Below are 12,544 nucleotides of genomic sequence, written 5' to 3' on the forward strand. Positions count from 1 at the left end.
CGCCTGCTATACGCCAGGCGCAGTAATGCTGTTTTTCACATGTGCCAGCGCGCTTTCCAGCGGCACGGCACTGCGCGAAATTTTTGCCTGCAGGTTAGCACCTAGCCAGAGCGCATATAACACCTGCGCCTGGGTTAACGGCTCGCCGGAAAAGGCCAGCGTTTTTTCATTGCGGCCTTTCTCCAGCGCCTGGGCCAGCAGGGCGATAACGCCGCTGGCACCTTTATCCATCGCCGTGCGCATATCTTCAGAAAGATCGCACACTTCGGCAGACAGTTTGACCGTCAGGCATCCGCTGATAATGCCCTGCTGACAGAACTGGTTCAGCGTTTCCTGATAGTAGTTCAGAACACGATCGCGATAGTTACCTTCACCCGAGGCAAAGTGGGTCGCCAGACGCTGGTGGTAGCCAGCATAATGACGCTCCAGCATCGCCACGCCAAAGGCCTCCTTGGACCGGAAGTAGTGATAAAACGACCCCTTCGGTACTTCGGCGGTTTTTAACAGTTCGCTCAACCCCATACCGGTAAACCCGCGATGCATGCAAAGCCGCTCGCCGGTAGCCAGTAAATGTTCGCGGGTATCGTGTTCAGTATTTCTGCTCATGCCCGCACTCTAATAGACCGTTCGGTCTAATGCAAGCGAGTTTACTGACGACATGCGTTCAGAATATCCAGCTGCTGTTGGTAAACCTTTGATTTCACGTCCATCATGCCCAGCACGGTCGAGAACAAATTGTCCTGGGAAACCGCATTTTTTGCAGCGTGGTTACGTAAGCACTGTTCGTTAATGCCAAAGTTTTTCGTATAGTCCGGGGACAGCCAGAACATAAACGGAATGTGCGTTTGCTGCTCCGGTGCCAGCATGTACGGCGTACCGTGCAGATAAATACCGCTTTCACCCAGTGATTCCCCGTGATCCGAGAGGTAAATCAGGGCAGTGTTCATGCTCGCCTGGCGCGCTTTCAGCGTATCGATGGTTTTACTGACCATGCTGTCGGTATACAGGATGGTGTTGTCATAGGTGTTAATCAGCGCCTGATGGTCGCAATCCTGAATTTCGTTGGTATCGCAGGTTGGGGTGAACTTACGGAAATTATCCGGGTAACGGCGATAGTACGCCGGGCCGTGGCTGCCCATCAGGTGGATAACCAGCACCGTGTCCTGCTTCAGGCCATCCAGCACGTTGTCCAGACGGTAGAAATTGACATCGTCGATACAGGATTTGTCTTTGCAGAACTGGTCCAGCTTCCACTGCGTCATGTCGGTATGGGGTATGCGATCGCAGGCACCTTTACAGCCGCCGTCGTTGTCGCGCCACAGCAGGTTGACGCCCGCATGGTTGAGCACGTCGAGCAGCCCTTCCTGATGATGAGCCAGGTCGGCATCGTATTTGCTGCGCGTCATGCCGGAGAACATGCAGGGAACGGAAACGGCGGTTTCAGTCCCGCACGAGGAGGCCTGCGGGAAGTTAATCACATCCTGCTTTTTCAGCTCCGGGTTGGTTTCACGCCCGTAACCGTTCAGGGAGTAGTTTGCCGCACGAGACGCTTCGCCGACGACAAGCACCAGAACGGTTTTCTTTTGCTGACCGGAAATTAATGGCCCTTTATGGGCATCTTCGCCAATCCGCACCAGCGTTTGATCGCCTGCAAACCAGCGCATTTTGCTGTACTTCACCACGGCACTGACATAGTTCGCCGGGGTCACCATTTTGACGATGCTTTTGTTGTTGCGAAACAGCGACGCGTAATCTTTATAAAACAGCGCCGCAATAAGGATAATCACCAGCAGGGCACCGAGCATCGCGGCAACGCGCGTCAGCAGGGCATACCACCATTTTCCGGTACGGATGCGGGTCAATGCCAGCACCATCGAGGGAACGAGGCCGGCAAGGGCAATCCACAGAATCATCTGCGGGGTGACCAGGGCGGTGGCTTCCTGTGAGTTGGTTTCGAACACGTTCACAATCATGTTCTGATCGATCACCGCGCCGTAGGTGTACATAAAATAGGTCGCCGCGGCGCAACCGATGGTTAAGACAATCAGCAGTGGCTTGCGGATATACGGGATGTTGAGCAGGCTAAAGACAATCACCCAGCCGCAGAAGAGCACCAGCGGTACGGACGCGGCAAAGAGGATGTCGTGCAGATGTACAGGGGCGATAATGGCCCAGCTGCGCTGGATAAACAGCCCATTAATCAACGTAAAAAAGAGTGCACAGCCCAGAGTAAATTTAATGTCGTTACATTGTAACTTTTTGATTAACCACATCGAACGGGAAACCTGTCATTGTATTGATGGGCCGAGTATAGAGAGGGAAGATTAGTGAAACCTTAATGCCACAAATCTGTGGTAAAGCCCTTGCACGTGGCGCGTTTAACGTCTTCACTGTAGGTGAGAGTGGTTATCTGGAGGTGAGTGTGGCAGAGCAGCTGGAGTTTTTCCCCATCCAGAGCCCGTGCCGGGGTATTTGTCAGGTGGATGAACGCGGGTATTGCCGCGGGTGCATGCGTACCCGTGATGAGCGTTTTAACTGGCAAAACTTTAGCGACACGCAAAAACAAGAGGTGCTTCGCCTTTGCCGACAGCGACTTCTGCGCAAAATACGCGCAAACAAAGCCGGTGAGACCGAAGAACCGCAGCAGCCTTCACTTTTTTAACACGGTAATTGCGTATACTCATGACATTACGTCCTTGAGGAAAATGTTATGGTTCAGCGAATTACCCTTGCCCCCCAGGGGCCAGAATTCTCCCGTTTTGTGATGGGCTACTGGCGCCTGATGGACTGGAATATGTCCCCCCTCCAGCTGGCGAGCTTTATTGAAGAGCATATCGATTTAGGCGTCACCACCGTCGATCATGCGGATATTTACGGTGGCTACCTGTGTGAAGCCGCCTTCGGCGAGGCGCTCAAGCTTGTTCCGGCTCTCCGCGACCGCATGGAGATCGTCACGAAGTGTGGGATAGCCACCACGGCAAAACCTGAACACGTCCTCGGCCATTACATCACCGACAGCGCGCATATCATCAAGAGCGCCGAGCAGTCGCTGGTCAATCTGGCGACCGATCGTATTGACCTGCTGTTAATCCACCGCCCGGACCCGCTTATGGATGCCGATGAGGTGGCGGAAGCCTTCCTGAATCTGCATCAGAGTGGGAAAGTGCGTCACTTCGGCGTTTCAAACTTTACCCCGGCGCAGTTTGCGCTGCTTCAGTCACGTCTGCCGTTTACCCTGGCCACGAACCAGGTTGAGATCTCCCCGGTACACCAGCCGCTGCTGCTGGATGGTACGCTCGATCAGCTGCAGCAGCTGCGCATTCGCCCGATGGCCTGGTCGTGCCTGGGAGGCGGGCGCCTGTTTAATGATGATGAATTCCAGCCGCTGCGCAACGAGCTTGAAACCATCGCCCGCGAACTGAACGCTGAGAGCATCGAACAGGTGGTTTACGCGTGGATCCTGCGCCTGCCGTCAAAACCGCTGCCCATTATCGGTTCCGGTAAAATCGAACGCGTGCGTTCTGCGCTGGCCGCAGAAGAGCTGCAGATGACCCGCCAGCAGTGGTTCCGCATCCGCAAGGCCGCGCTGGGTTACGACGTGCCATAAACCGCCAGACGGTGACTTTCCGGTGAAATCTTTGCTCCTGGTATACACTTAAGGGGCAAAAAATAACCAGCGGAGGTCATATGAAGCGTTTTGCTCTGGCACTGGTCACGCTGGTTGTTTGCGCAGGGGCGCAGGCAGCCAGCGACGAAGTGGAAATGAATCTCGTCACCTCTCAGGGTGTAGGCCAGTCCATCGGAACGGTGAAAATCACTGAAACCGATAAAGGGCTGGAGTTCGGCCCCAACCTCAAAGCACTCCCTCCCGGCGAACATGGTTTCCACGTTCATGCTAAAGGCAGCTGTCAGCCCGCATTAAAAGAGGGCAAACCGTCTGCGGCCGAAGCGGCAGGAGGTCACCTTGATCCACAGCACTCCGGCAAGCATGAGGGCCCGGAGGGGCTGGGGCATCTGGGCGATTTGCCCGTGCTGGTGGTGAATAACGACGGTAAAGCCACAGAGCCCGTTGTTGCGCCGCGTCTGAAAAAGCTGGATGAGGTAAAAGGTAAAGCGCTGATGATCCACGTCGGCGGCGACAATATGTCCGATAGCCCTAAACCGCTTGGCGGCGGCGGGGCACGTTATGCCTGCGGCGTGATCTGATCCCCAATCGTTCCGGGCGGCGGCGCCTGTTCCAGCTGCGACAGCGAGCAGTGCAGGCGCCAGATTATCGACGCCAAATCGCGGGCTGCGGGCAGATGATGCCGTGCGAGGGTATCGCAGATCCGCTGCAGTTCATTCAGCGTGGTTTCCAGCGGTCGCTGCTGGACGCCGCGTTCGCTCATCACATCGCGCAGCAGGGAGATACACACATCACGCACCTGCGACAGCGGGTCGGAACGCGTTTCCCATGCGCGAAGCTGCCAGACCACGTGCGAACAGTTCAACAGCACGACGCCCCAGCGCAACAGCCAGCGCCGTGAAAGCGCGTCCTGGCTGTTATTCAGCTGGCTGACGTGGTGATAAACCAGCGATTCATATTCGCTTTCATGCAGATGCGGTTTACGGCTGAGCTGGTCGACAAATCCCCGCCGTAACTCCCGGATATGCCTGCGGCTCTTGCGCGCATCGGAGCCGGGACGCAGCACCGCGAAAGCGAGCCACGCCAGCCCTACGCCCAGGATCTTTGCCAGGTTGTCATTGAGAAAATCGGCGTAATCGTAAACCGGCGGATTCGTCACGGAGATAAACGAACCCATAAAGACAATCAGCTGTCCCCAGAGACCCGCCAGTTTAGGCATTTGCAGCTTCAGAAGCTGCATAGTGGTTAACAGGGGGAACAGGAACAGCAGGAACTGCCACAGATCGCTTATCTGCACCATCAGGCCAAACTTCACCACGAAGCTGAACAGCGACAGCAGCACCAGCGTGCGCAGCAGGAGCGTCAGGGAGTTGAACGGCGAGGCCGCGACGGAGTAAAGCACGCAGCTGATGGCGGCAAGCGTCAGGGCCGCCGTACCGGATTCCCACTGCGTGGTGATGCTCCACGCACCCACCAGCATCAGCGCGCAGAAGGTGCGAAAACCGCTCCACAGCGCTTCCAGATAGTCGGTATGCCGTGCAAGCGCCGGGCTGCCTGGAACGTTAAATTCTGTCAACGGGGTCGCATTCTCGACCGCATTAATCCAGCGACTGCTGCGCAGGTAGAGCCGGCAAAAGTAGTTCAGACGCTGCCAGAAGGCGCGATGGCGGTAGTCGTACTCATCAACCGGGGCGAGCGGGGCGATAATCCGCGCGATCGTGTAGGTGTCTGCATCCGGGCGCGCAAGGGCCGCGAGTAGCGTTTCAATCACGGCCCGGGTGTTTTCAGGGGGCGTTGGCCAGTTGAGCAGCATCCGGCGCAGGCTGGAGATTGCGCTGGTCATGCGCAGCTGCTGGTGCAGTAAATAATTAAGCAGGGTGTTCTGGCGGCGAAATCGGTAGTGGCTCCAGAAGGCCTGAATACGCAGCAGATTCATCGTCAGGATCTGCCCGATAACCTTTTCATGCGCGAGGCGGATGTCATCGCTGGTAACGGGTTGCCACAGCAGGCTCGCATGCTCCAGCAAGCGGGCATGCATCGTTTTCAGCGCGGTGATGAGCGCAGTGCCGTCGGAGGTGCTGGGCAGGATCATCATCATGAAGCCGCCGCTGAGGATCCCGACAATGACTTCACAGACGCGCGCCTGAGCGATATCCCACAGCTCGGTGGTGTCGAGCACGTTAACCACCGGAAAGGCAATAATGGCGGCGGTATAGCCCGCCAGCTGGAAGGCGTAGGCGACGTTATTGGTAAAATGGGCGCAGGCCCAGGTACAGCATCCCAGCCATGCCGCCATGCTCAGCAGGAATAGCCACGGGTCGTTCAGCGTATGGCCGGCGATAATTAACGCCGCGGTGGCGCCCAGCAGGCTGCCTGCGATGCGGCCAAGGCTTTTACTGATCACCCCGCCGACCGTGGGAAAACTCACCACCGCCGCAGACGTCATCGCCCAGTAGGGCTCATCCAGGTTCAGGTAATAGGCGACGGTCAGCGCAAGGCACATGGCGATGCCATTTCGCAGCGCATAGCGCCACTGGGAGCGCGTCGCTTTCATCCACGGCGTGTTTTGCCAGGAGAAAACCGGCAGCTTCACTCGCCGGTTCCAATGGAGACGGTGCAGGTGGTGCCGGATACCAGAGTGATGTCCTGCGGTAAACGATCAAACTCCACGCGAACCGGAACGCGCTGGGCCAGGCGCACCCAGGGGACGTTCGGCTTAATGTCCGGCACCAGCCCTGAATCCGTTTCAACGCTTTGGTCGTAAATGGCCCGACCAATGCTGGATACGTGACCCTGTAACTTTTGCGAGCCGCTGTAAAGCGTTATCGCGGCAGGCGACCCCTCGCGGATATGACGGAGCTTGGTCTCTTCAAAATAGCCCACGACGTAGAAGGAGTGGCTGTCGACGAGGGCAAACACGGGTTGTCCTGTGGTGGCATAGTTCCCGACGCGGGCGGAAAGGTTGGTCACCCAGCCATCAACTGGTGCGGTGATAACAGTTTGCGTCAGCTCCCACTGAGCCTGTTTTAGCGTGGCTTCGGCGACGTTGACGCTCGCCTGCATAGCCTTCACGTTGATATTAGCAGTGTCTAAATCTTCCGCAGAAATGTAATTTTGCGATAAATGCCGGCGGCGGTTGGCCTCGTTGTTGGCTTTCGCCAGGTCAGACTGGGCTTTCGCCAGCTGCGCCTCGGCATTCAGAATCGCGATGTGGTACGGGGTATCGTCGATACGGAATAAAACATCACCCTTTTTAACGTACTGGTTATCCTTAACGAGCAGCGTCGTGATACTTCCCGATACCTGAGGGGTGATGCTGACCTGTTCAGCGCGAATTTTGCCGTCGCGTGTCCAGGGCGACTGCATATAAAAATTCCACATCCACCAGCCCGCAACCAGCGCGAGGGCAAGAACAAACAGGGTGGAAAAGTACTTCAGCGTTTTCAGGGGCATAGTCACCACACCGTCAAGACAGCAAGGCCCGCGCATACGGCGAGGGCAAACAGGGAAAGATCCATCAACATGGGATGCCAGATTTCGCCGGAGTACATCCAGTCGCGAAGCAGACGATGTGCGATGAGCCAGAGAATAAAGCCCACCAGAACGGCTTTAAACAGGGGAGGAAAGTAGACTGACGCACCGAAGATCAGGTCCTGAAGGGGTAAACCCTCTGAGCGATGAAAAAACGTCACGGGCAGAAATCCTTTGCAGTGAACAGAATGCCGCGTTGGCTTGTCTTAGTATGATGAAGCATCACAATTCAGTGTAAGTCATACTTTTAAGTTCGATGAATGCAGTATTGCATTTGTTTTGGCAATACAAATGCTGCACACTATTCTAAAATCAGTATAATAACTTAGCAAGCTAATTATAAGGAGATGAAATTGGAATCGCCATTAGGTTCTGATCTGGCAAGGTTGGTACGCGTCTGGCGTGCTCTGATTGACCATCGCCTGAAACCTCTGGAATTAACACAGACGCATTGGGTCACGCTGCATAACATTCACCAGCTGCCGCCCGATCAGTCGCAAATTCAGCTGGCAAAAGCGATAGGGATTGAGCAACCGTCGCTGGTGCGCACGCTTGACCAGCTGGAAGAGAAGGGGTTGATCTCCCGGCAAACCTGCGCCAGCGATCGTCGCGCTAAGCGGATTAAGCTTACCGAGAAAGCGGCGCCTATCATCACTGAAATGGAAGCCGTGATCACCAAAACGCGCGGTGAAATCCTGTCAGGCGTTTCACCGGCGGAGCTGGAGATGCTCATCAGCCTCATTGGACGCCTTGAGCAAAACATCCATGAGCTGCAGTCGCGCGACTGACGAACAACAAGGCCTTGCAGCAGCAAGGCCTTTTTTTTACTTAAAGACGACCACACGATTTCGACCTGTCTCTTTCGCTTCATACATCGCTTTGTCGGCATTCTCCACGCACGTTTCCGCGGTTATCGCCGATGACGTTGCCGTAAACACTCCCATGCTGATGGTGATCGGCTCCGGTAACTGCCCCCCGCTGCTGGCGCTATCGAAGCTGCTCAGATTTAACCGTATGCGTTCCGCCACCTGGAATGCCGCCTCTGGTGAGGTGTTAGCCAGCATCAGAACAAACTCTTCCCCCCCTATGCGCGCTGCGATGTCCTGCGGGCGCACGGAATCCATCAGCAGGTTGGCGACAAACTGCAGGACTTTGTCGCCCTGGAGATGCCCGTAGGTGTCATTGATACGCTTGAAGCGATCGAGATCGCTGACGATGACGGAGACAGGGCGGTTGGCTTTGGCGATATCCAGCGCCTGGTTTAACGATTCATAGAAATAACTGCGGTTATAAAGGCGCGTAAGCGGGTCGCGGATCGAGTTCTGATAGGACTGCTGATACTTTACGTGCGAATCGCGATACAGCCTGAAGACATCGTAGAGCAGCACAAAAATAATCAGCAGCGTGGCGACCGTTTCAAATAACCGGGCGCGATACCAGGATATATCTTCGGCATGTCCGCCCGCGAGCAGCATTGATAGCGTGACGATATAGCAGACGCAAAGAAAATTACCGCCCACCCAGAATAAATTGCGCACGCGCGTGACAAACATCAGCGTTGCTAATGTCACCACCCACAGGACAATTAAAGAAATATTAATGAACTGGCTCCAGAGAACCATAAACTGACGGGTTTCGTTATCAACCAGGTCAATGGATAACAGTGGTGAATGGCTGGAATAGATCCAGGCCAGGCCCACTGTGCAGGCGGTAAAGAGAAATGCACCGCTCACAATGGAGATATGCGCCAGCCGGGAAACGGGATAATCGCGCGTGGTATAGAGTATTGCTGCAATGATTATCAGCACCGCCATTAAAAGATGGCGGAACATATAGTAGATCATCGCATCGTTGTAGTTCACGACGTTGAACTGATAGAGGTCGAGCCAGGCTGGGAAGCTGGACAGCGTTCCAACCATCAGCAATGCCGAACCGGCAAAGGCGAAAGCGATCGCTATCAGATATATGCGTCTTCTGTCACACCAGTATTTCATCGCCATAAAACAGGCAATAAACAGGTGAAACACCAGCAAGAAAATGATGAGCGTAGGGAATAAAAGCGGTGAAAAGGAAGGAACCCGTTCAACGAGTTTTAAAAATAGAGTTTGTAATATCCCGATGACAACAATGCAGCCGAGGCAGAACGCGATATAACGACTCTTTTGAGAACGACGGTTCGCAAGCATATTGGTTTCTGACAAAATTATGATCAATGAAGAAAAGGTAATTGCGAACAGTCTAAACAATTAGTGCAATAAATACTTTGCGCAGAAACAATATACGGTGTGATTAATAATTGATGGGGTGAATGTATTTTGTAAATATATTTGTGAGAGTGATATATATTGTAAATGGATGTGGTCGAATGACCACATCCACTTTTTATTAACGTGGGGAAACGGTCACCTGGCTACCGTTGCTTGCCAGAACAACACGCTGGCCTGCAGAGAAGCGGGTGCTGCCTTGTTTCTGTACAACCATGATAGTGCTGCCGTCGTCTTTACGAATTTCCAGCTCTACGCCCTGAGTTTTGTTCATCGCACCCTGAACGCCCTGGCCCGCTACACCACCTGCAACGGCGCCTGCGGCCGTCGCCAGAGAGCGGCCAGTACCGCCGCCAACGGTGTTACCCAGGAAACCACCCAGAACGGCGCCGCCGATGGCGCCCATCACGTTGTTTTCATCGCCACCCTGAATCTGTACAGGGCGTGCGTTAACAACGGTACCGTAAGTCACGTTCTGAACCTGTTTCGCTTCAGAAGCGCTGTAAACGTCGCCAGAGAGTGAACTGTCGTTCACACAGCCAGCCAGAGTTAAACCAATCAGCGAAACGCCCAGTACACGTAAAATCATTTGAATCTCCTGTTCACCAAAAACGCCCCATCGGGGGCATCCGTAATGGCTAAATTATATGGCATAAGGGGCCATAGTTCATATCTTTGCACTAACAATAGGAAAATTGTACTTGAATTTGACTTAACGAGACATAAACAGGATCCGCCCGTGCTACCCGTCTGACATTGTTAAAAAATATTATCGCCGGATGGCAAAGCGGCGCCGTTTATGGTTGAGTGGATATCCTTAGCCCACGCAACGTAAGGAAAGCGCATGAAATCGGGTCGCTACATTGGGGTGATGTCAGGCACCAGTCTGGATGGAGTAGATGTCGTTCTGGCCGCCATTGACGAAAACATGGTGGCGCAGCAGGCGAGCCTGACCTGGCCAATCCCCATTTCACTGAAAGAGGATATTCTGAGTATCTGTCAGGGGCAGCAGCTGACCCTCTCCCAGCTTGGACAACTCGATGTTCGCCTGGGGGCGCTGTTTGCGGATGCGGTGCAGGCTTTGATGCAAAAAGAACATCTTCGTCCGCAGGATGTAGTGGCCATTGGATGTCACGGACAAACGGTCTGGCATGAGCCCGTCGGCGATGCCCCGCATACGCTGCAAATCGGCGATAACAACCAGATTGTGGCGAAAACGGGCGTCACGGTGGTCGGCGATTTTCGCCGTCGCGACATTGCGCTTGGCGGTCAGGGGGCGCCGCTGGTCCCGGCGTTCCATCAGGCGTTGCTGGCACACCCAACAGAGCGGCGGATGGTGCTCAACATTGGCGGGATTGCTAATCTGTCGATGCTTATCCCGGGGCAGCCGGTCCGCGGGTACGATACCGGCCCCGGCAATATGCTGATGGATGCCTGGATCTGGCGTCAGTGCGGCCAGCCGTATGATAAAAACGCGGAGTGGGCGAGCGAGGGGAAAGTGATTATCCCGCTGTTGCAGTCCATGCTGAGCGATCCTTATTTTGCCTTACCGGCGCCGAAAAGCACGGGACGTGAATACTTCAATTTAAGCTGGCTTGAGCGCCAGCTGGCGCCATTCCCGGCACTCGCGCCGCAGGATGTTCAGGCGACGCTTGCTGAGCTCACGGCCGTGTCGATCTCCGAACAGGTGCTTCTCAGCGGCGGATGTGAACGCCTGCTGGTGTGCGGTGGCGGAAGCCGCAACCCGCTGGTGATGGCGCGTCTGGCAGGGCTACTGCCGGGTACCGAAGTATCGACGACCGATGAAGCCGGCATCAGTGGGGATGACATGGAAGCGCTGGCCTTCGCCTGGCTTGCCTGGCGCACCATTGCCGGACTGCCGGGCAACTTGCCCTCGGTAACCGGCGCGCACGAGGCGAGCGTTCTCGGGGCGATCTTCCCGGCCAATCCGCGTCATAATCAGAGTTAACTGAAATTCAGCGCGGCGCGTCGTCGTTAGAATGGAATGAAACAGGAGGGCAGGCATGCCCTCCAGGACCAGGAAAGTCTTCGGAATACGCCCATGAAAAAACTTCTTCTTATTGCCGCCCCTTTATTGCTGTCAGGATGCAGCGTCTATAACCAACTCGTTGAGCGCATGCAGACCGATACGCTGGAGTATCGCTGCGACGAAAAACCGCTGACCGTGAAGCTGAATAATCCGCGCCAGGAAGCCAGCTTTGTTTACGACAATAAGCTGTTGACGCTGAAGCAGGGGATGTCGGCCTCCGGCGCGCGCTATACCGACGGTATCTATGTGTTCTGGTCAAAAGGCGACAGCGCCACGGTCTACAAACGCGACCGTATTGTGCTGAATAATTGCCAGCTCGAAAACCCGAAGCGTTGAGATTTTCACAGGGGCGGCGCACAATAGCGCCACCCAATCTCAATGTCAGCTAACGCCATGTCAGATAACGACGAACTGCAGCAAATTGCGCATCTGCGCCGTGAATACACCAAAGGCGGCCTGCGCCGTCAGGACCTTCCCGCTGAACCCCTCGTGCTTTTTGAACGCTGGCTGAAGCAGGCCTGCGAAGCGAAACTTGCCGACCCAACGGCGATGGTTGTCGCGACGGTAGATGAAAACGGCCAACCGTATCAGCGCATCGTATTGCTCAAGCATTATGACGAGAAAGGACTGGTGTTCTATACCAACCTGGGCAGCCGCAAAGCGCATCATTTAGAAAACAATCCGCGTATCAGTCTTCTGTTCCCCTGGCACATGCTGGAACGTCAGGTGATGGTGACAGGCAAAGCGGAACGTCTCTCGACGCTGGAAGTGGTGAAATATTTCCACAGCCGTCCGCGTGACAGCCAGATTGGCGCCTGGGTATCAAAACAGTCCAGCCGCATTTCTGCCCGCGGCGTGCTGGAAAGTAAATTCCTCGAGCTAAAGCAGAAGTTCCAGCAGGGTGAAATTCCTCTGCCGAGTTTCTGGGGCGGTTTCCGTATCCCGATTGAGCAGATGGAGTTCTGGCAGGGCGGCGAACATCGCCTGCACGACCGCTTTTTATACCAGCGTGAGAATGGCGGCTGGAAAATCGACAGACTGGCACCGTAATCCCCGAAATTTGTTGATTTAAGC

Annotated in this window: 14 protein-coding genes; 7 read left to right on the forward strand and 7 right to left on the reverse strand. The window is 55.0% G+C overall.

From position 1 onward, the window contains the following. Positions 1-6: 6 nt before the first annotated feature. The gene (locus ACWHWP_RS09780) at positions 7-606 is read right to left on the reverse strand and encodes a TetR/AcrR family transcriptional regulator (RefSeq protein ID WP_047348797.1); all 600 of its coding nucleotides are present in this window, start codon (positions 604-606) and stop codon (positions 7-9) included. 41 nt (positions 607-647) lie between these two features. Next, entirely contained in the window at positions 648-2,273 is a 1,626-nt protein-coding gene (gene eptA / locus ACWHWP_RS09785) for a phosphoethanolamine transferase EptA (RefSeq protein ID WP_447855474.1), read from the reverse strand. 149 nt (positions 2,274-2,422) lie between these two features. Between eptA and ACWHWP_RS09790 the strand changes: the two genes are divergently transcribed. The 3 genes from ACWHWP_RS09790 (at position 2,423) to sodC (ending at position 4,206) form a co-directional block, all read left to right on the forward strand. Beyond that, the gene (locus ACWHWP_RS09790) at positions 2,423-2,662 is read left to right on the forward strand and encodes a DUF1289 domain-containing protein (protein WP_008500587.1); all 240 of its coding nucleotides are present in this window, start codon (positions 2,423-2,425) and stop codon (positions 2,660-2,662) included. A gap of 48 nt (positions 2,663-2,710) precedes the next feature. Continuing rightward, positions 2,711-3,607, forward strand: coding sequence for an aldo/keto reductase (locus tag ACWHWP_RS09795; RefSeq protein ID WP_447855475.1), 897 nt, complete (start codon positions 2,711-2,713; stop codon positions 3,605-3,607). An 80-nt stretch (positions 3,608-3,687) separates the two neighbouring features. Beyond that, on the forward strand, positions 3,688-4,206 hold the full coding sequence (gene sodC, locus ACWHWP_RS09800) for a superoxide dismutase [Cu-Zn] SodC (protein ID WP_447855476.1): 519 nt from the start codon (positions 3,688-3,690) through the stop codon (positions 4,204-4,206). Here sodC and ACWHWP_RS09805 read toward each other — a convergent pair. Genes ACWHWP_RS09805 through ACWHWP_RS09815 form a run of 3 tightly spaced genes read right to left on the reverse strand, consistent with a single transcriptional unit; the run spans position 4,185 to position 7,317 of the window. After that, on the reverse strand, positions 4,185-6,218 hold the full coding sequence (locus ACWHWP_RS09805; protein WP_447855477.1) for an FUSC family protein: 2,034 nt from the start codon (positions 6,216-6,218) through the stop codon (positions 4,185-4,187). The genes sodC and ACWHWP_RS09805 overlap by 22 nt on opposite strands. Continuing rightward, entirely contained in the window at positions 6,215-7,078 is an 864-nt protein-coding gene (locus ACWHWP_RS09810; RefSeq protein WP_059312576.1) for an efflux RND transporter periplasmic adaptor subunit, read from the reverse strand. Before ACWHWP_RS09810 ends, ACWHWP_RS09805 begins: the two co-directional genes overlap by 4 nt. A 2-nt stretch (positions 7,079-7,080) precedes the next feature. Further along, complete coding sequence (locus ACWHWP_RS09815) at positions 7,081-7,317, reverse strand: DUF1656 domain-containing protein (protein WP_059312575.1); 237 nt, start codon at positions 7,315-7,317, stop codon at positions 7,081-7,083. 186 nt (positions 7,318-7,503) lie between these two features. On the opposite strand from ACWHWP_RS09815, the gene slyA reads away from it, so the two are divergent. After that, complete coding sequence (gene slyA, locus ACWHWP_RS09820; protein ID WP_024909359.1) at positions 7,504-7,944, forward strand: transcriptional regulator SlyA; 441 nt, start codon at positions 7,504-7,506, stop codon at positions 7,942-7,944. Between the two features lie 36 nt (positions 7,945-7,980). Here the strand turns inward: slyA and ACWHWP_RS09825 are convergent, their stop codons facing one another. Continuing rightward, on the reverse strand, positions 7,981-9,342 hold the full coding sequence (locus ACWHWP_RS09825; RefSeq protein WP_447855478.1) for an MASE4 domain-containing protein: 1,362 nt from the start codon (positions 9,340-9,342) through the stop codon (positions 7,981-7,983). A 199-nt stretch (positions 9,343-9,541) separates the two neighbouring features. Further along, positions 9,542-10,009 (reverse strand): outer membrane lipoprotein SlyB, encoded by a 468-nt coding sequence (gene slyB / locus ACWHWP_RS09830; protein WP_008500578.1) that lies wholly within the window; start codon positions 10,007-10,009, stop codon positions 9,542-9,544. Between the two features lie 255 nt (positions 10,010-10,264). Between slyB and anmK the strand changes: the two genes are divergently transcribed. The 3 genes from anmK (at position 10,265) to pdxH (ending at position 12,520) form a co-directional block, all read left to right on the forward strand. Then, positions 10,265-11,389 (forward strand): anhydro-N-acetylmuramic acid kinase, encoded by a 1,125-nt coding sequence (gene anmK, locus ACWHWP_RS09835; protein ID WP_447855480.1) that lies wholly within the window; start codon positions 10,265-10,267, stop codon positions 11,387-11,389. A gap of 93 nt (positions 11,390-11,482) precedes the next feature. Beyond that, positions 11,483-11,806 (forward strand): C-type lysozyme inhibitor, encoded by a 324-nt coding sequence (gene mliC, locus ACWHWP_RS09840; protein WP_047348787.1) that lies wholly within the window; start codon positions 11,483-11,485, stop codon positions 11,804-11,806. Positions 11,807-11,863: 57 nt separating this feature from the next. Further along, positions 11,864-12,520, forward strand: a complete 657-nt coding sequence (pdxH, locus tag ACWHWP_RS09845) for a pyridoxamine 5'-phosphate oxidase (RefSeq protein ID WP_024909355.1) — start codon at positions 11,864-11,866, stop codon at positions 12,518-12,520. Positions 12,521-12,544 lie beyond the last annotated feature (24 nt).

Source organism: Enterobacter sp. WI-ESBL-E8, from assembly GCF_053364895.1.